Source organism: Rhizobacter sp. LjRoot28 (genome assembly GCF_964253025.1).
GTDB lineage: Bacteria > Pseudomonadota > Gammaproteobacteria > Burkholderiales > Burkholderiaceae_C > Rhizobacter.
The window spans coordinates 4,416,385-4,435,300 of sequence record NZ_CAXUQC020000001.1; the positions used below are offsets into that span (position 1 = coordinate 4,416,385).

The window sequence follows — 18,916 nt, forward strand, 5'->3', positions numbered from 1 at the left end:
CTAGCATGGCACGAGGAAGCTCTTCACCCCGGACCCGCCATGTCGTCTGTCGACCCCAAACTCCGCTCGCTCAACATCGACATCCCGGCGCAACCCGAATCGCTGGTCCAGTTGTCGCTGCTGCTTGCCGAGGAAGACGTCAACATCCAGGCGGTCGGCCACCTGATCGAAGGCGACATGTCGCTGGCGGCCGCCGTCATGAAAGCGGTGAACTCCTCGCTCTACGGCCTCAAGGGCCGCGTCCAGAGTGTTCAGCAGGCGGTGACCTACCTCGGCACGCGTGAAGTCGCTGCGGTCACGTTCGAGTTCGGCCTGCGCGCCGTCTTTCCGCCCGCTCCCGAGCTCGATGCCGTGTGGCAGCGGGCGGCCGTGCGCGGATTGCTGATGGGCCGCATCGGCCAGGCCCTGAGCGTCGACCCGTGGGGCGCCCATTCGGCCGGCTTGTTCGAGGAATGCGGCAAGGCCGTGCTCTTCAAGCACTCGCAGGAGCTCTACCGCCCGATGCTGCAGCAGGCCCGCAACGACACCGAACTCGTCGACCTCGAGCACCAGACCTTCGGCGTGAGCCACGATGCGCTCGGCGCCGCCCTCTGCGAAAGCTGGGGCTTGTCGCCGGCCGCTGTCGCCAGCGTGCGCCACCACGTGCGCGTCAATGCGCTGTACCAGTTGCCGGCACAGGCTCCGCGCCGCTCCATCTGCGTGCTGTCGGCGCTCGCCAACACCCTCATGACCGACCCTGACCGCCTCGAGGAGGTGGCCCAGCTGGTCGCTCCCCAGGCGATGCTCGACCAGACCCTGGTGCTGCGCGGTGCCCGCAAGGTGCAGCAGCAGATCGAAGACGCCGAAGCCCGCGGCTGAGCCGGCGGACCGCTGGCGTGCCGGTCAGCTGACCGGCAGCTGCTTCTGCATGGCCGCGCGCATGCGGCACGCCATCACGCCGCCCGCCGCACGGATGAGCTCGAGGGCGAGGCCGGGCGAGCGCTGCGACAGTTCCTCCAGGCGCGGGCCGCGAAGGGCCCACACGATGCACGGCGTCATGGCTTCCACGTTGGCCGTGCGCGGCCCGTCGATGAACAGGCCCGGCTCGCCCACGATGGACCCGGCGCGCAGGATGGCCACGCGGTTGCTGCCCGGCGGGCCGCCCGTCATGAACACCTGCAAGGTGCCGCGCCCGAGCAGGTACATGCTGCGGTCGGTGTCGCCCTGTTTGATGAGGAGGTCGCCGCTGCGGATCTCGTGCTGCGTGAAATACGGGCCGATCGTGCGCCACTGCTCCTGGTTGAGGCGCGGACGAAACGCATCTTCTGCGTTCAGCGTCTGGATGGCCTGGACCAGTTCGGAGAATTCCATGGTGTGTCGCGCCCGTAGGTAAAGGTGCCGATTATCGACAGCGCCTCCGGGGGGCACAACCGGGATCGGCCCTCCCTTCGCCACCCATCCCGGGGGTGACGCAACTCGCCGTCACTTCCCGATACAGAACCGGCTGAAGATCTCGCCCAACAGGTCGTCCGGAGTGAACTGGCCGGTGATCTCCGACAACGCGTCGTGCGCCAGGCGCAGTTCCTCGGCCAACAGGTCCAGCGCGGGCGACTCCGCCCCCAGCAGCTCACCCGCGAGGCCGAGGTGTTCGCGGGTCAGCTGCAGGGCGGTCACGTGCCGCGCACGGGCGATGAACACCCCTTCCGGCTGCGCATGCCAGCCGGCCAGCTCGAGCAGCAGGCTGCGCAGCTTGTCGAGACCGGCACCGGTCTGGGCCGACAGCACCACGTGCCGACCGGTCACCTCACCCGGCTTGGGCGGCGCCGCCGCGTCCCGCTTGTTGAACACATGCACCAGGCGGTCGGCCGAGGGCAGCACCTGCAACAGCCGCTCGGCGATGCGGTCGTCGGCCACGTCGTAGCTGAACTCGCCCACCCGCGTCAGGTCGTGCAGGAACAGCACCGCATCGGCCCGCTCGATGGCGTCCCAGCTGCGGGCGACGCCAATCCGCTCCACCTCGTCGCCCGCATCGCGCAGGCCGGCCGTGTCGGTCACGTGGACCGGCACGCCCTGGATCTGGATCGTCTCGCTCACCTTGTCGCGCGTGGTGCCCGGGATGGGCGTGACGATCGCCAGCTCGGCACCCGCCAGCGCATTGAGCAACGAACTCTTGCCCACGTTGGGTTGGCCGGCCAGCACCACCTGCATGCCCTCGCGGAGCAGCGCGCCTTGACGGGCCCGATCGAGCACGGTGTTCACCGCCTCGGTGATGGCCTTGAGCTGCCCTGCGGCGTCGGCCTTCTGCAGGAAGTCGATCTCCTCTTCCGGGAAATCGAGCGTCGCCTCGACCAGCATGCGCAGCCGCACGAGACGGTCGCGCAAGGTCTGCACCTCGTTGGAGAAGGCGCCGCTCAGCGAGCGGCTCGCCGAGCGGGCCGCCGCCTCGGTGTTGGCGTCGATCAGATCGCTCACGGCCTCGGCCTGCGCCAGGTCCATCTTGTCGTTCAGGAAGGCACGCTGGGTGAACTCGCCCGGCTCGGCCAGCCGCAGCCCGATGGACCGACCCGCCTCCAGGCAACGCGCCAGCAGCAGCTGCAGCACCACCGGCCCGCCGTGGGCCTGGAGCTCCAGCACGTCCTCGCCGGTGTAGGAATGCGGGGCCGGAAAGTGCAGCGCCAGGCCATGGTCGATCGGCTGGCCGGCGCCATCGGCGAAGGCGAGGTAGGTGGCATGGCGCGGCCTCAGCGCTTGCCCGCACACCGCCTCGATCACCGGCCCCAACTGCCGCCCCGACAACCTCACGATGCCCACCGCGCCACGCCCGGAGGCGGTGGTGATGGCCACGATGGGATGGGTACGGCGAGTCAGCATGGGCGCATTGTCGGGCAGATGCAAGCGCCTGCAAACACAAACGAAAAGGGCCCGCAGCGCAACGCTGCAGGCCCCTGGATCACGGCAGTGGAAAGAGCGACTACTTGTTCAACCCGAGCTGCCGGTTGATCAGGTACTGCTGGGCGATCGACAGGATGTTGTTCGTCAGCCAGTACAGCACGAGACCGGCCGGGAAGAAGAAGAACATCACCGAGAACACCAGCGGCATGATCCACATCATCTTGGCCTGCACCGGGTCCGGCGGCGTCGGGTTGAGCCAGGTCTGCAAGAGGCTGGTGGCCGTCATCAGCAGCGGGAGGATGAAGTAGGGATCCTTGGCCGACAGGTCGGTGATCCACCCGATCCACGGCGCGTTGCGCATCTCCACGCTCGACAGCAGCACCCAGTACAGGGCGATGAAGAACGGCATCTGCACGAGGATGGGCAGGCAGCCGCCGATCGGGTTCACCCCCTCGTCGCGGTAGATCTTCATCATCTGCTGCTGCAGCTCCTGCGGACGGTCCTTCAGGCGCTCACGCAGTTCCATGATCCGCGGGTTCACCGCCTTCATCTTGCCCATCGAGCGGTAGGCATAGGCATTGAGCCAGTAGAAGGCTGCCTTCAGTACCACCACCAGCGCCACGATCGCCCAGCCCCAGTTGCCGAGGAACTTGTGCAGCTGCGTCAGCAGCCAGAAGAGCGGCTTGGACAGCACGGTGAACCAGCCATAGTCCTTGACCAGTTCAAGGCCCGGGGCGATCGCCGAGAGCTTGTCTTCCTCTTGCGGGCCGACGAACAGGCGCGAATCCAGTGCCTTCGTCTCGCCGGCTGCCACGGTGCCCAGCGGCACGACCATCGACACCGAGTACAGGTTCGCGCCTTCCTTCTGGGTGCGGAACTCGCGCGGCTCGTTGCCGTTCAGCAGCCAGGCAGACGCGAAGTAGTGCTGCACCATCGCCACCCAACCGTTGTTGGCGGCTTTCTCGTGCTCGGCGTCGCCGTCCTCGATGTCCTTGAACTCGACCTTCTGGAACTTCGAGGTGTCGGTGTAGAGGGCAGGGCCGGTGAAGGTGAAGTAGAAGCTCGACTCCCCCGGAGGCGCATTGCCGTCGCGCACCAGGCGCAGGTACAGCTGCGGACTGACCGCCGCCTGCGACACGTTGCGCACTTCGTGCTTCACGCCGATGACGTAGTCACCACGCTTGAAGGTGAACGTCTTCACCAGTTGCACGCCACCGATCTCGGCCGACTCGAACTGCACCTGGAGTTCGTCCTGGCCCTGGGCCAGGGTGGTGTCACCCGGCACACGCTTCATCACGGCATAGTGATTGGGCAGCTGGGCGCCACCGCCCGCCGGGATCAAGCCCGACTGGGCCAGGTACAGGCGCTCGGGCGACTGGTCGAACACCACCACGCGCTTGGCCGGGTCGTGCGGGTCGGCCTGCTGCAGCAGCTCGGCATGGTTCACCGTGGCGCCACTGGCGTCGATGGTGAGCTTGAGCACGTCGGTGGTGACCGTGACCTTCTCGGTGCCGGTGGGCGCAGCGGCTGCGCTCGGCACGGCGCCTGCGGCAGCCGGAGCAACGCCCGACGCGCCAGTGGCCACCGGCGCGGGCAGGGTGCCAGGCGCCGCGTTGGGCACCGGAGCAGACGCCGCCGTCTGGGCCGGCGGCGGCGGGCTGAACATCGACGGGTTGCCGTTGTGCTTGTTCCAGGCGTCCCAGATCAGGACGAGCGACATCGAGAACACCACCCACAGCAGGGTGCGGCGAATATCGGTCATGTACGGGTCTTCTCGGAAGGAGTGATACGGGAGACGGAGGACAGGGTGTCATCCGCGGGTGACGGGCATGCGACCCAACGGGTGAACAGGCCGGGCATTTGCGCGGGCACGGGATCATGCCCGCCGCGACACCAGGGCTGGCAGCGCGCCAGGCGTCGCAAGGTCAGGTAGCTGCCGGCCATGGCGCCATGGCGATCGAGGGCTTCGAGCGAATAGGCGCTGCAGCTCGGGGTGAAGCGGCACACGTTGCCGATCCAGGCGCTGAGAAAGAGCCGATAGCCCTTCACCAGCAGCATCAGAAAACGCCGCGGTGCCTGAAAAACGTGATGGCCGAAGGACTGCATGGTCGCGCGCCCGCTCAGCCGCGCGCGCGGCGCGCCGCGTAGGCCATCACCGTGCCCAGTTCTTCGGCCGCGGCCAGGCGCAGCGCATCCGACGATGCACTGCTGAACGCCTTGCGATCGAAGGGAGTGCGCAGCCGCACCACCCACAGGCCGGCAGGCAGACCTGATGCCGAGGCGGCCTCGGCCTGCGCCATCACGGCGCGGTGGATCTGACGCTTGAGGAGGTTGCGCGTGACCGCACGGCGCGCGTGCCGCTTGGGCACCACCGTGCCGACCCAGATGCCGGCGTCAGCGAGCTCGCCAACGACATCACCAGCGCGGGCATCAGCGCAGGCGTCGAGGGAGGCCTCGGTCGCCGGAGCGACGGACTCTTCCACAGCCAACGGCTGGGCGGTCTCCGAACCTGTTGACAAGTCAGCCGCCCCGGCCTTGCGGCGCGGGGCTGCGGGTCGACTGGGCACCCCGGGCAGGTAGTGCACGGCGAAGTGGGCGCTGCGTGCGCGGGTGGGCGTTCCCAGGACGCGTTCGAAATCGACGGCCCGGAGGATGCGGCCGATCACGGCTCCAACCGGAGGCGACCGAGCACAACGCCCGCCTGCGTCGGGCTCAGACAGCCAGGCGCTTGCGGCCCTTGGCGCGACGTGCGTTGATCACGGCGCGGCCGCCGCGGGTCTTCATGCGCACGAGGAAGCCATGGGTACGGGCGCGGCGGGTCTTCGAGGCTTGGTAGGTACGTTTCATGATCAGGTCTCAGCTTGGAAAGGCCGTCGGTCGCGCACGCTCCCTCGCGGCATGCCGCGCGGACTGTGCAGAACAAACTCATGGCCAAGGGCCCCTCGAGCGCTGCCAAGCGTGCTCGCACGATCGTGCGGGCGCCCCTGCCGTGAACGGGCACGGCAATGGGTTTGGCCCACGCACGCACCCCGGAAGAGAGCCGATAGGCCTTCGGGAAACCCACGATTACACCCTAAAGCCGCTGCGAAGTCAAAGCCGCCTCACCGCAGGCATGCGTCACGGCTTCGCCGCGAGCGCGCGCTAAACTGTGGATAACCATGTTGAAACCCCCTCTCCAGCACGTAGAATCCAGCCGCTCCAAGAAGAGTTTTCCACAACATGAGCGCTGACCTGTGGCAGCGCGGCTGCGAGCGCCTCGCCGCCGAACTGCCCGAACAACAATTCAACACCTGGATCCGCCCGCTCCCGGCGGCCAGTGTGACCGACGCCGGCCCCGACGGCGCCGTGGCCTCCCTGCGCGTTCCCAACCGTTTCAAGCTCGACTGGATCCGCAACCAGTACGCCTCGCGCATCGAGGCCGTGCTGTCCGAACTCGCCGGCAAGCCCGTGCGCCTCGACCTCTCGCTGGCGCCTCGTGACGCCGCACCCATGCCCTCGCGTCCGCCCGAGCCCAGCCGCTCGGACACTCCGACGCCGGTCATCCACCTGCTCGACTCCGGTCCCCGGGACGGCAGCTCCGGCCGGCCCCGGCTCGAAGCGCCACCCAGCCTGCCGCGGCACCGGCTCAACCCGGTGCTCACCTTCGACACCCTGGTGCCGGGGCGCGCCAACCAGATGGCCCGCACCGCGGCCCTGCATGTCGCGGGGGCGCCGGGGCAGATGTACAACCCGCTCTTCATCTACGGCGGCGTCGGCCTCGGCAAGACGCACTTGGTCCATGCCGTGGGGAATGCTCTGCTGGCCGACCGGGCGGACGCCCGGGTGCTGTACCTGCATGCCGAGCAGTTCATCACCGACGTGGTGAAGAACTACCAGCGCAAGACCTTCGACGAGCTCAAGGCCAAGTACCACCAGCTCGACCTGCTGCTGATCGACGACGTGCAGTTCTTCGCCGGCAAGGAGCGCACGCAGGAGGAGTTCTTCAACGCCTTCGAGGCGCTGCTCGCCAAGAAGGCCCACATCATCATGACGAGCGACACCTACCCCAAGGGGTTGGTGGACATCGACGAGCGCCTCACCTCCCGCTTCGACGCCGGCCTCACGGTCGCCATCGAGCCACCCGAGCTCGAGATGCGCGTGGCCATCCTGATGCGCAAGGCCGATGCCGAGGGCACGCCCATGCCGGAGGACGTCGCCTTCTTCGTGGCCAAGAACGTGCGGGCCAACGTGCGCGAGCTCGAAGGCGCGCTGCGCAAGATCCTCGCCTACTCGCGCTTCTCCCTCAAGGACATCAACATCCAGCTCGCCCGCGAGGCCCTGAAGGACCTGCTGTCCATCCAGAACCGCCAGGTCGGCGTGGAGAACATCCAGAAGACCGTCGCCGACTTCTACAAGATCAAGGTCGCCGACATGTACAGCAAGAAGCGCCCGGCGAGCATCGCCCGCCCGCGCCAGATTGCCATGTACCTGGCCAAGGAGATGACCCAGAAGAGCCTGCCCGAGATCGGCGAGCTCTTCGGCGGGCGCGATCACACCACCGTCCTGCACGCCGTTCGCAAGATCGCCGGCGAGCGGCAGAAGAACTCCGAGCTGAACCAGCAGTTGCATGTGCTGGAGCAGACCCTCAAGGGCTGACCCCGGTCAATGGCAGACTGTCAAGCAACAAACCTGGGGACAACTTCAGAACAACCCAGGAGATGTCCACAGCTTTGCCGCGTTTCGCAAAGTTGTGGGTCGCGAGTCCCGTCAAACCGGCGTGTCGGCCCACAGGGTTCTCAGTAGGCTAAGCGGTTGATCGAAAAGAAGAAAATAGCGTTCTCCACAGAAAACGTCGCTCTCTACTAAGACGACTAAATGAAGAGGTTGACATGATTGTCTTGAAAGCAGCGCAAGAAAAAGTCCTCAGCGCTCTGCAGGCGGTGTCCGGGATCGTCGAGCGCCGGCACACCTTGCCCATCCTGGCCAACGTGCTGATCCGCAAGACGGGGGGGCAGATCGAGCTCACGACGAGCGATCTGGAGATCCAGGTGCGGACCACTGTCGAGCTCGGCGGCGACGACGCGAACTTCGCGACCACCGTCGGCTCCCGCAAGATGATCGACATCCTTCGCGCGCTGCCCGCCGACCAGGTCGTCAGCCTGAGCGCGGCCCAGAACAAGCTCACCCTGCAGGGCGGCAAGAGCCGCTTCACCCTGCAGACGCTGCCGGCCGACGACTTCCCGCTGGTGCAGGAGGCCGCCGACTTCGGCCCCATGTTCAGCGTGCCGCAGAAGGTGCTCAAGGGCCTGATCAACCAGGTGCACTTCGCCATGGCGGTGCACGACATCCGCTACTACCTCAACGGCATCCTCTTCGTCGCCGAGGGCACGAGCCTCACCCTCGTGGCCACCGACGGCCACCGCCTGGCGCTCGCCCAGGCCACCCTCGACACCGAGATCCCCAAGCAGGAGGTCATCCTCCCGCGCAAGACCGTGCTCGAACTGCAGCGCCTGCTGAGCGACGACAAGGCCGGCGACAATGCCATCGAGATGCGCTTCGCCGGCAACCAGGCGAAGTTCAGCTTCAGCGGCATGGAGTTCGTCACCAAGCTCGTCGAGGGCAAGTTCCCGGACTACAACCGCGTCATCCCCAAGAACCACCGCAACAGCGTCGTGCTGGGCCGCACCGCCCTGCTGGCGAGCCTGCAGCGTGCCGCCATCCTGACCAGCGACAAGTTCAAGGGCGTGCGCGTCAACATCGAGCCCGGCGTGCTGCGCATCGCCTCCAGCAACGCCGAGCAGGAAGAAGCCAAGGAAGAACTCGAGATCGACTACGGCGGCGACACCATCGAGATCGGGTTCAACGTCACCTACCTGATGGATGCCCTGTCGAACATGAGCGTCGACATGGTCAAGCTCGAGCTCCAGGACACCAACTCCAGCGTGCTCATCACCATCCCCGAGCAGACCGGCTTCAAGTACGTCGTGATGCCGATGCGGATCTGAGTGAGCCCGTTCCGCCCCATTTGATCGACGACACCTGCAGGCGCTTGCCGCCCGTCCGGTGTCTGATTCATTCCGAAGAGACCCAAGAGCCATGAGCGACGAAGACATCAACAAGTCCCAGGCCAGTGCCAATGCCAGCGCCGCCTACGGCGAAGGCAGCATCCAGATCCTCGAAGGCCTGGAGGCCGTGCGCAAGCGCCCCGGCATGTACATCGGCGACACGTCCGACGGCACCGGCCTGCACCACCTCGTCTTCGAGGTCGTCGACAACTCCATCGACGAAGCGCTCGCCGGCCACTGCGACGACATCGTCGTCACCATCCACAGCGACAACTCCATCAGCGTCACCGACAACGGCCGCGGCATCCCGACCGGCGTCAAGATGGACGACAAGCACGAGCCCAAGCGCAGTGCGGCCGAGATCGCGCTCACCGAGCTGCACGCCGGCGGCAAGTTCAACCAGAACAGCTACAAGGTCTCGGGCGGCCTGCACGGCGTGGGCGTGAGCTGCGTGAACGGCCTGAGCAAGTGGCTGCGCCTCACGGTGCGCCGCGAAGGCAAGGTGCACTTCCTCGAGTTCAAGCAGGGCATCCCGCAAGACCGCATCCTCGAGCAGCGCGATGGCTTCGAGGTGTCTCCGATGAAGATCATCGGCGAGACCGAGAAGCGCGGCACCGAGGTGCACTTCCTCCCTGACCTCGAGATCTTCTCCAACATCGACTTCCACTACGAGATCCTCAGCAAGCGCCTGCGCGAGCTGAGCTTCCTCAACAACGGCGTCAAGATCCGCCTCATCGACGAGCGCAACAACCGCGAAGAGAACTTCGCGTTCGCCGGCGGCGTGAAGGGCTTCGTCCAGTTCATCAACACCGGCAAGAAGACGCTGCACCCCAACGTTTTCGCGGCCAGTGGCGAGAAGATGAGCGACCAGAACACCATGATCACCGCCGAGGTGGCCATGCAGTGGAACGACGGTTACTCCGAGAGCGTGCTCTGCTTCACCAACAACATCCCGCAGCGTGACGGCGGCACCCACCTCACCGGCCTGCGCGCCGCGATGACCCGCGTCATCAACAAGTACATCGAAGAGAACGAGTACGCCAAGAAGGCCAAGGTCGAGGTGACCGGCGACGACATGCGCGAAGGCCTGTGCTGCGTGCTGAGCGTGAAGGTGCCCGAGCCCAAGTTCAGCAGCCAGACCAAGGACAAGCTCGTCAGCAGCGAAGTGCGCGGCCCCGTCGAAGACGTCGTCAGCAAGGCCCTCACCGACTACCTGCTCGAGAACCCGCAAGACGCCAAGATCATCTGCAGCAAGATCGTCGAGGCCTCACGCGCCCGCGAAGCCGCCCGCAAGGCCCGCGAGATGACGCGCCGCAAGGGCGTGCTCGACGGCATGGGCCTGCCCGGCAAGCTCGCCGACTGCCAGGAGAAGGACCCCGCCCTGTGCGAGATCTACATCGTCGAGGGCGACTCCGCCGGCGGCTCCGCCAAGCAGGGCCGTGATCGCAAGTTCCAGGCGATCCTGCCGCTGCGCGGCAAGATCCTGAACGTCGAGCGCGCCCGCTTCGAGCGCCTGCTCACCAGCAATGAAATCCTCACGCTGATCACGGCGCTGGGCACGAGCATCGGCAAGGAAGAATTCAACCCCGACAAGCTCCGCTACCACCGCATCATCATCATGACGGACGCGGACGTCGACGGCGCCCACATCCGCACCCTGCTGCTCACGTTCTTCTATCGCCAGATGCCCGAGATCGTCGAGCGCGGCCACATCTACATCGCCCAGCCGCCGCTCTACAAGGTCAAGCTCGGCAAGGAAGAGCAGTACCTCAAGGACGGCACCGAGCTCGACGCCTACCTCCTCAAGGTCGCCTTGAAGGACGCCAAGCTCGAGACGGGCGTCGACGGCCGCATCCTCGCCGGCGAGGAACTCGAAGAGCAGGCCCGCAAGTACGTCACCGCCAACAACGTGGTCGACCGCCTGAGCGCCTGGATGGACGTCGAAGCCCTGCGCGCCATGGCCAACGGCCTCGTGCTCGACCTCGACACCCTGGAAGCCGCCGAAGCCAGCGCCGCCGCCCTCAAGGCCGCCCTGCACAGCGCTGAAGTCACCGCCGAGTTCGATGCCCGCACCGACAAGCACATCCTGCGCGTCAGCCGCATGCACCACGGCAACGTGAAGAGCAGCATCATCACCCCCGACTTCCTCCACGGCGCCGACTACGAAACCCTCAGCACCGCCGGCCTCACCTTCAAGGGCCTCGTCAGCAACGAGGCCGTCATCAAGCGCGGCGAAGGCGAAAAGCAAAAGGAATCCCGCGTCACCGACTTCCGCCAAGCCATGGCCTGGCTCATCGCCCAAGCCGAAAACGCCGTCGGCCGCCAGCGCTACAAGGGCCTCGGCGAAATGAACCCCGAGCAGCTGTGGGAGACCACGATGGACCCCAACGTCCGGCGCCTGCTGCGCGTGCAGATCGACGATGCGATCGAGGCCGATCGCGTGTTCACCATGCTCATGGGCGACGAGGTGGAACCGCGTCGGGAGTTCATTGAGCAGAATGCGTTGAGGGCGGCCAACATTGATGCGTGACGGTTGACTCAGCCGCCTTCCGGCCGCCATGTCCAACAAGCTGTCCCAGCTGGACCGCAGGTCGGTTCAGCTCGCACTTGGTGAGTTCGTCAGGCTCGGTCGAGACGCCTTCTTGCAAAAGTATGGATTCGGACCGGCGCGAGAGTACTTCGTCGTCGATCCTGAGTCTGGGCTTCCTTGCGATTCCAAAGCGGTCGCGGGCGCGGCGTTTGGCTTCGGTCATCCCGAAGTAGGTCCGCTTCGCCCGAAGCAGTTCTCGGGTGGCGAGGTCACCGTGGTCAAGGCGCTGCGTGGCCTGGGTTTTCAGGTCGTCCGGGGCTCTGAGGAAACAGACAACCAGGTTGATCGAGACTGGACGTCTTCGGAAAACGAGTTGATCGTTGCCGACTACTTGGAGATGCTGATCCGAGAGTTGGCCGGACAGACCTTCAACAAGGCCGAACGGGCGAGAGCGCTCATGCCCTTGCTGCGACAACGCAGCAAGGGAGCGATCGAATTCAAGCGCGCCAACATCAGCGCCGCGCTCATGGAGCTCGGGTACCCCCCGCTGAACGGCTACAAGCCCCGAGGCAACTTTCAACGTGATGCACTGTTGGAGGTGATCAGCAGGCAGCTGCCATCACACCCTCTGCTGGACAAGCTGGCAGATGCTGCGGTGGAGAGACCGGCCGTCGTGCCTGACATCGACGACTTTGCCCGGGTTCGCGTAGAGGCACCGGCTCGCCGGGTCCATGTGGGTGAGGAGCGCGCTCCATACAAGCGTGTCCCGACGCGCAGAGACTTCCTTGAATTGGAGGCGAGAAATCGCTCGTTGGGGACAGCGGGAGAGGAGTTCGTCGTCGGCTACGAGCGTTGGCGGTTGGTCAGTGAAGGTGCACCGCGTTTGGCTGACAAGGTGGCGCATGTCTCGCAGACGCAAGGTGACGGCTTGGGCTACGACGTCCTTTCCTTCGACGTGGACGGCAAGGAGCGCTTCATCGAGGTGAAGACGACGGCGCACGACGCTGCGACTCCGTTCTACATCACGGCCAACGAAGTCGAGTTCGCGCGAGAGCGGCCCGAGTCCTTCCAGCTCTACCGCCTGTATCGGTTTCGTACGGAGCCACGCTTCTTCGCGTTGCATGGTGCGATCGAACAGCACTGTCACCTCGATCCGGCGACCTTCAGGGCCACGCGATAGGGCAAGCTGCAACCAGCGGGTTGATCGTCAACCAATCGCAGCCAACACCGGGCTGACCCGCCGGTCAGCCCGATTCAATGCCCGATCACCGGCAACGCTCACTCCTCGGCAACAGCCGCCACAGCACCATCACGTCGCGCATGTCCACCACGCCGTCCTCATCGAGGTCGGCGTTGCGGAGGAAGCCGCCGTCCCCCTCGTGCTTTCCGAGCGCCGCCCTCGCCGCCCACACGTCCTCACAGGTCAAATCGCCATCCCCATCCACATCCCCCGGCAAGTACGCCTGGATGTCATGCGCGTACAGCTTGACCGCCGTGCCTTCCTCCGGGCCGCTCGCCTGCATCGCGACGAACCCGCCAACGGCGGCCTGTCGCTGGCTGATGGCGTTGCCGGCGTCGCGGTTGGGCGTGGTCCCGTCCGTCACTTCCTTCAGGACGTGATGGCGCGCCCCCTGCCCGCTGAGCAGGAACAGCTTCATCTCACCGGTCCTCGGGTCGACGGGCGTGTTGAACCACACGGCCTGGTCGAGCGCACGGTCGGCGATCTGTGAGCCTTCCTGCCCATTGGTCTGGCGGCTGATCAGCGAATGCTGATTGCCCACGATGGTGCCGGGCGCGCCGTTGCCTCGGAAGACGACGTGCGGGTAGACGTTGCTGCCGTGGATGAAGCTCTGCATCGTGTGGCCGAGCACGCCAGCATGCTGGCCGGCCGTAGCGCGCCTGACCGGCTCGAAGACGAACTTGTGGTTGTCCTGGGCGAGGGCGGGTTCGCTGGTGGGCGCGTTGGCATTGCGCAAGGGCAGGAGCGTGTCGCCCTGCAGGACCACGGGCGTGCGCGACAGGGATTCGGGTGAGCTGGCCGTCGCGGGCTTCGTCCGGTTGGTGAGGACCGATGTGCGCGTCTCGCCGCCGTCGTGGGGCACGGACGTCGCCGAGGCCACGAGGTAGGTCCTGCCGGGTTCGAATCGCTTGACGAGCCGCCAGGCTTTCTCGGTGGCGGGGCCCTTGGCGAGCCGAAGTCCGAGCGGTCCGGCGATGGCGTCGTGTGGCGAGAGGATGAGCGTATCCCGACCGTGTTTCGGAACGGGCCTCATCTCGGTGCGGCCGGAGGCTCGGGCCATGCCGTCGCCGGCGTAGTAGGTCTTGTACTGCTTGAAGCGGGTCGTGCCGTCACTGAAGCGCACGTCGGCATAGGCCAGGGGCGCGGACAAGGCGTTGGGTGCGTCCATCCACGCGACGGCCATCTGGCCGAAGGACAGCACGAAGGTGGCGGTGTTCTCGACGCCGACGTTCCGGTAGGCCGCGGCCGGTGCGGGGCCGCGCGCGGTGACCGTCACGTGGCACGGCTTGCCGGGCGTCACGGCGCAGTCGGGCGGGTTGAACGTCATGCGCTCGACCGAGAAGCCGGGGGGCAGGGAGACGTCGCCCGCGTTGAACTCGACCTTGCGGGTGGCGACGGGCACGTTGATGTCGAGCATCGTGCTCGCACTGGTGCCGCCCCAGCTCCTGGCCTTGAAGGTCTCGCCGCCGTAGCGGAAGCTCGCCTTCACGCCATGCGGCGGCAAGCCGGCTTCGATGAGGTAGCGCTCGGGGTTCGTCGCGGCCCAGTACGCTTCCTTGGGCTGGCCCACGGCGGACCACGGGTAGCCGTTGGTGTGGTACCCCGGGTCGGTCATGCCCCACCAGGTGACGCGGTGCACGCCGCCCTGGTACTCGTGGTGTCGACCGCCCGGGCCGGCGGCATACTCCTTGAGCAAGCTGAACAGCCTGGCGTACTGGATGCCTTGCTCGAGGAACAGCGCGTTCATCTCGGGCCCGTCCTGGATGCGGGTGGCCTTGTCGAGGCCCAGCGTGGGCGCCAAGTCCAGCTCGGTCAGGTCGACATTCACGCCGGTCTCGAGGTAGGTCTGCAGGGTCCGCTCCAGGGCGTCCAGGTTGAGCCGCATGTCCCAGTGCCCCTGGGTGCCGATCACGTCGACGAGCGGCCTCGGCCGGCCCCGGGCGTCGAGCAGCACCCGGCCCCGGCCCGCAGCCGACTCGGCCGCATACCGCTCGTTGAACTCCTTCACCATCGCCGCGATGGCGGTCGCCTTCGACGCTCGCTCGTTGTCGTTGAAGTCGTTGTAGTTCAGCAGCGCGGTGGTGTTCTGGCGCGCATGGAAGAAGGCGTCGTACATGTAGTCCCAGCCCTTGCCACCCTTGGCGTAGGCCTGGGCCCAGCGCGACGGCCGCTCTTCCGGGTTGTAGCCGGTGCGCAGCGCATTGCGCCAGTCGGCCGGGTTCTCGGGGTTGTCCTTGAACGCCTCGTTGACGACGTCCCAGGCGTAGACCTTGAACGGTTCACGGTCGAAGTGCCCGGCCACGGTGCGGACGTAGTACTCGAGGCTGGTCTTGGCCATGGCGTGGTCCCAGGGCGTTTCCCATCCACCGTTCGGCGTGGCGACGTTGGCGGCAGGCCATTGGGCCGACTGGTTGTGCCACAGCAAGGTGTGTCCGGTGACCTTCACGCCACGGGCGTTGGCTGCGCGGATGTCGGCGTTGATGCCCGAGCTCAGGTTGGTGAGGAACGCGGGGGACGGGTTGCTGATGCCCCCGGTCCAGAATTCCGGCTTCATCGCGTTGCTCGGCGTCACCGCGTTGAAGTGCTTCACGGTCATGGCCGGGACCGAATCTTCACCGGGCACCACACCCGCCGCGAAGTTCGCCGCGCTGAGGTTGGTGCTGCCGATCATGAAGTGGTGCCGGTAGACCTCTTTCAGCGCCGGCCAATGCGCCGGGTTCGTGGGCCGCTCAGCTGCGAGCGCGCCGGTCGCCATCGTCAGCATCGCCGGCAGGGCCAGCCAGATGCGCTTCAGCGCGGGCGGGTGGGACCCGCTTCCCGGCGACCGGGCAATGCGCACCGAGGCGTCAGTCGAAATCAGCGGCATGTGTCGTCTCCATTGGTTGGAAAGCGGCCCCGGGCCCCGCGCCCGGGCCCGGGCGTCAGTAGAACCAGCGCAGGGGCGCCAGTACCGTCTGGGGAAAGAGGACCATGACGAACATCACCACCAGCTGGGCCAGCATGAACGGCAGGACGCCGACCGTGACCTCGTCCATCTTCATCCGGCCCACGCCGGCCACCACGTTGAGCACGGTGCCGACGGGCGGGGTGATCAGGCCGATGGAGTTGTTGATGATGAACAGCACGCCGAAGTAGACGGGGTCGATGCCGGCCGCCTTGATCAGCGGCATCAGCACCGGCGTCAGGATCAGGATGGTGGGAGTCATGTCCATCGCCGTGCCCACGACCATCACCAGCAGCATGAGGGTGATGAGCAGCAGCGTCGGCTGGTCGAGCAGCGGCCGAAGCAGCTCCACCATCTGCGTCGGCAGGTCGGCCACCGTGACGAGCCAGGCCGAGACCATGGCGGACGCCACGAGGAACATGATCACGGCCGTGGTGCGGGCCGCCGCGATGAAGATGTGCACCAGCGCCCGCAGCTCGAGCTCTCGGTACACCACGGTGGTGACCAAGAGCGCGTAGACCGCGGCCACCACCGCCGCTTCGGTGGGCGTGAACACGCCCATGCGCAGGCCCACGAGGATGAACACCGGCAGCAACAGCGCCCACACCGCTTCGCGCGCCGCACGCCACACCTCCGCCCGCGTCTTGCGCGCAGGCGGCACGATGGCCTCCTTGCGGCCGACCCACCACCAGGCCAACGCGAGGCCGAGCCCGATCATGATGCCGGGGACGATGCCGGCAATGAACAGTTTGCTGATCGACACGTTGGCGGCCACGCCGAAGATGACGAAGCCGATGCTCGGTGGAATGATGGGACCGATGACACCGGACGCCGCGATGAGCCCGCCCGACACCGCCGTCTTGTGCCCGGCCTTGATCATCATCGGCAGCAGCAGCGCCGTCAGGGCCGCGGCGTCGGCCACGGCCGAGCCCGACAACGCCGACAGCAGGCACGCCGCAAGAATCGTGACGTAGCCCAGCCCGCCCTTCACATGACCGACGAGCGCCAACGCAAAGTTGACGATGCGCTGCGACAGCCCGCCGACGTTCATGATCTCGCCGGCCAGCATGAAGAAGGGCACGGCGAGCAGCGGGAAACTGTCGGCCCCGTTGATGAAGTTCTGGGCCAGGATCTGCGCGTCGAAGAGGTCCAGGTGCCACATCAGCGCCACGCCGCTGGCCAGCAGGGCATACGCGATGGGAATGCCCAGCGCCATCGCGCCGATCAGGCTGCCGAGGAAGATGAAGACGGTCATGGATGTGGGCGACGGGGAACGTCGTTGGCAGCAGGGACAGGCTGCGCGTCGCTGCGCGCCAGGTCGGCCTGCAGCGCTTCGAACTCGGCCTGCTCCTCCGAGTCCTTCACGCGCACCAGGTCGCGCTCGGCGAGGTGGCCGGTCAAGAGTCGCACGAGCTGCAACAGCAGCAGGACACCCGCACAGATCGAGAAGACCACGCCCGATGCGTAGAACATCGACATCGGTGCGCCGGTCACCGGCGCGGTCACATCATGGTTGAGGAGGGTCTGTTGCCAGCTGCCTCGGAGGAAGAGCCAGGTCACGTACAGCATCAGCAGATGGCCCAGCGCCAGGCAGGCCTTCTTGCCCGCCACCGGCAGGCGCGACACCAGCATGTCCGTGCCCAGGTGCTCACCCTCCTTCAATGCCACCACGGCGCCGAGGAAGCACAGCCAGACGAACAGCCAGCGCGACACCTCCTCACTGACCGCGATGCCCGAATTGAAGGCATAGCGCAGCACGACATTGCCGAAGACGAGCACCACCATCACGGCCAGCGCGGCGGCGATCGTCAACTCGATGGCGCGGCAGAAGCGATCGATGGCGGCGTCGATCATGAGCCGGCCTCCGGGCGTCGGCCCGTCGTCACAGCGACGCTCCTTGCAGCAGGCCCCGTTCGGCCAGGTTGGCGATGAAGGCGCGCAGGCCGAACTGCCAGGGCGGTGCCGCGTCGCAGTGGGTGACCCGGTTCTGCAGGCTGCCCAGCCAATGGCTGTGGATGGTGACGACGTCGCCCAGCTTGTGGGTGAAGCCGCTGCCCGGTTGGTCGCGGTCTTCGGTGGGCGCGAAGAGGGTGCCGAGGAAGAGCATGAAGCCGTCGGGATACTGATGCGAGCCAAGCGTCTGGGCCACCAGGTCGAGCGGGTCGCGGCTGATGCTGGCCATGGTGTTGATACCGCGCAGCGTGAAGCCGTCGTGGCCAGTGACGTGCAGGTGCACCGTCTCCTGCCGAAGCTGGTCCAGGCCGAAGTCGCCGTCGAACAGGCGGATGAACGGGCCGATGGCACACGAGGCGTTGTTGTCCTTGGCCTTGCCGAGCAGCAGCGCGCTGCGGCCTTCGATGTCGCGCAGGTTGACGTCGTTGCCGAGCGTCGCGCCGACGATGCCACCGCGGCTGTTGACGGCCAGCACCACCTCCGGCTCGGGGTTGTTCCAGGCCGAGTCGGCGCGAATGCCGATCTCCTGCCCGTGCCCCACGGCGGACAGCACGGGCGCCTTGGTGAAGACCTCGGCGTCCGGCCCGATGCCGACCTCGAGGTACTGCGACCACAGCTTCTTCTGCTGCAACAGGCGCTTCAGCGCCATGGCCTGCTCGGAGCCGGGCCGGAGGTCGGCGAGGCTCGCGCCGATCAAGGCCATGACCTGATGGCGCAGCCCGTCCGCCCGGCTCGCATCGCCGCCGGCCTGCTCCTCGATCACCCGCTCGATCATGCTGGCGGCGAAGGTCACGCCCGCGGCCTTGACGACCTGCAGGTCGCAGGGGGCGAGCAGCCACGGCAACGTGGGGGCGCGGCCGTCGGCCTTGCTGTTGTCGAGCAGCGCATCGCTGCTGCACAGGAACTCGCCGGCGACCGCACGCACCGCCTGCGCGGGATCGCTCGCGTCGAGCAGCGTGCTCATGGTGGCGAATTGCCGGCTCAGGTCGAACACCCCTTCAGGGCGCACCACCACCACCGCCGGCCCCGCCGGCGTGCCGCCGCGCCACACCCGCCCCACGAGGGTACCGGCCAAGCCGTCCTTCGGCAGCACCGGGTGGAGGCCATTGCCAGGCCCGGGCTGGGTCGTCGTCGTCGCTGTCATTCGGGAATCCTTGAGCGTTGTCACCGAGGGGTGGTGGAGAAGCGTTCTTCCCTGCGCGGACACCTCGCGGGCGATGTCCGGCCACCCCGTTGACCACAGGGTCGGCGGGCAGCAGCGCATCGCTTCCGATGGGGCGGCAAGGCGGATGGAAGGCAGGGAAGCAAGGCGGCAGCTCCGCCTCGGCCGGCGA

The 18,916-nt window shown here is 66.8% G+C and carries 15 protein-coding genes; 5 read left to right on the forward strand and 10 right to left on the reverse strand.

The genetic code is table 11. The annotated features are described in order from the left end of the window. Positions 1 to 39: 39 nt before the first annotated feature. Positions 40 to 858: an HDOD domain-containing protein gene (locus tag ACSQ2F_RS20295; protein ID WP_436026053.1), complete on the forward strand. Its 819-nt coding sequence runs from the start codon at positions 40 to 42 to the stop codon at positions 856 to 858. Positions 859 to 882: 24 nt separating this feature from the next. Here the strand turns inward: ACSQ2F_RS20295 and ACSQ2F_RS20300 are convergent, their stop codons facing one another. The 6 genes from ACSQ2F_RS20300 to rpmH form a co-directional block, all read right to left on the reverse strand. Continuing rightward, positions 883 to 1,350, reverse strand: a complete 468-nt coding sequence (locus ACSQ2F_RS20300) for a cyclic nucleotide-binding domain-containing protein (protein WP_436026054.1) — start codon at positions 1,348 to 1,350, stop codon at positions 883 to 885. A gap of 111 nt (positions 1,351 to 1,461) precedes the next feature. Continuing rightward, on the reverse strand, positions 1,462 to 2,850 hold the full coding sequence (mnmE, locus tag ACSQ2F_RS20305) for a tRNA uridine-5-carboxymethylaminomethyl(34) synthesis GTPase MnmE (protein WP_436026055.1): 1,389 nt from the start codon (positions 2,848 to 2,850) through the stop codon (positions 1,462 to 1,464). A 100-nt stretch (positions 2,851 to 2,950) separates the two neighbouring features. Further along, positions 2,951 to 4,633, reverse strand: a complete 1,683-nt coding sequence (yidC, locus tag ACSQ2F_RS20310) for a membrane protein insertase YidC (RefSeq protein ID WP_436026056.1) — start codon at positions 4,631 to 4,633, stop codon at positions 2,951 to 2,953. Then, positions 4,630 to 4,977 carry a membrane protein insertion efficiency factor YidD gene (gene yidD / locus ACSQ2F_RS20315; protein WP_436026057.1) on the reverse strand — a complete coding sequence of 116 codons (348 nt, stop codon included), beginning with the start codon at positions 4,975 to 4,977 and terminating at the stop codon, positions 4,630 to 4,632. The genes yidC and yidD overlap by 4 nt, the downstream gene beginning before the upstream one ends. A 14-nt stretch (positions 4,978 to 4,991) precedes the next feature. Continuing rightward, a complete protein-coding gene (locus tag ACSQ2F_RS20320) occupies positions 4,992 to 5,537 on the reverse strand; it encodes a ribonuclease P protein component (protein ID WP_436026058.1) in 546 nt (181 codons plus the stop codon). A gap of 46 nt (positions 5,538 to 5,583) precedes the next feature. Next, positions 5,584 to 5,718: a 50S ribosomal protein L34 gene (rpmH, locus tag ACSQ2F_RS20325; RefSeq protein WP_047486751.1), complete on the reverse strand. Its 135-nt coding sequence runs from the start codon at positions 5,716 to 5,718 to the stop codon at positions 5,584 to 5,586. A 372-nt stretch (positions 5,719 to 6,090) separates the two neighbouring features. Between rpmH and dnaA the strand changes: the two genes are divergently transcribed. The 4 genes from dnaA to ACSQ2F_RS20345 all read left to right on the forward strand — a co-directional run bounded on the left by dnaA (position 6,091) and on the right by ACSQ2F_RS20345 (position 12,625). After that, positions 6,091 to 7,506, forward strand: a complete 1,416-nt coding sequence (gene dnaA, locus ACSQ2F_RS20330; protein ID WP_436026059.1) for a chromosomal replication initiator protein DnaA — start codon at positions 6,091 to 6,093, stop codon at positions 7,504 to 7,506. A gap of 233 nt (positions 7,507 to 7,739) precedes the next feature. Continuing rightward, positions 7,740 to 8,855 carry a DNA polymerase III subunit beta gene (dnaN, locus tag ACSQ2F_RS20335; protein ID WP_436026060.1) on the forward strand — a complete coding sequence of 372 codons (1,116 nt, stop codon included), beginning with the start codon at positions 7,740 to 7,742 and terminating at the stop codon, positions 8,853 to 8,855. Between the two features lie 91 nt (positions 8,856 to 8,946). Beyond that, complete coding sequence (gyrB, locus tag ACSQ2F_RS20340) at positions 8,947 to 11,445, forward strand: DNA topoisomerase (ATP-hydrolyzing) subunit B (RefSeq protein WP_436026061.1); 2,499 nt, start codon at positions 8,947 to 8,949, stop codon at positions 11,443 to 11,445. 28 nt (positions 11,446 to 11,473) lie between these two features. Beyond that, positions 11,474 to 12,625, forward strand: coding sequence for a DUF3883 domain-containing protein (locus tag ACSQ2F_RS20345; RefSeq protein ID WP_436026062.1), 1,152 nt, complete (start codon positions 11,474 to 11,476; stop codon positions 12,623 to 12,625). 85 nt (positions 12,626 to 12,710) lie between these two features. Here ACSQ2F_RS20345 and ACSQ2F_RS20350 read toward each other — a convergent pair whose 3' ends face one another. Genes ACSQ2F_RS20350 through ACSQ2F_RS20365 form a run of 4 tightly spaced genes read right to left on the reverse strand, consistent with a single transcriptional unit; the run spans position 12,711 to position 18,726 of the window. Next, entirely contained in the window at positions 12,711 to 15,551 is a 2,841-nt protein-coding gene (locus ACSQ2F_RS20350) for an endo-1,4-beta-xylanase (protein ID WP_436026063.1), read from the reverse strand. Positions 15,552 to 15,606: 55 nt separating this feature from the next. Continuing rightward, positions 15,607 to 16,884 (reverse strand): TRAP transporter large permease subunit, encoded by a 1,278-nt coding sequence (locus ACSQ2F_RS20355; RefSeq protein WP_436026064.1) that lies wholly within the window; start codon positions 16,882 to 16,884, stop codon positions 15,607 to 15,609. Next, entirely contained in the window at positions 16,881 to 17,483 is a 603-nt protein-coding gene (locus tag ACSQ2F_RS20360) for a TRAP transporter small permease (RefSeq protein ID WP_436026065.1), read from the reverse strand. The genes ACSQ2F_RS20355 and ACSQ2F_RS20360 overlap by 4 nt, the downstream gene beginning before the upstream one ends. A 28-nt stretch (positions 17,484 to 17,511) precedes the next feature. Continuing rightward, a complete protein-coding gene (locus tag ACSQ2F_RS20365) occupies positions 17,512 to 18,726 on the reverse strand; it encodes a fumarylacetoacetate hydrolase family protein (protein ID WP_436026066.1) in 1,215 nt (404 codons plus the stop codon). Positions 18,727 to 18,916 lie beyond the last annotated feature (190 nt).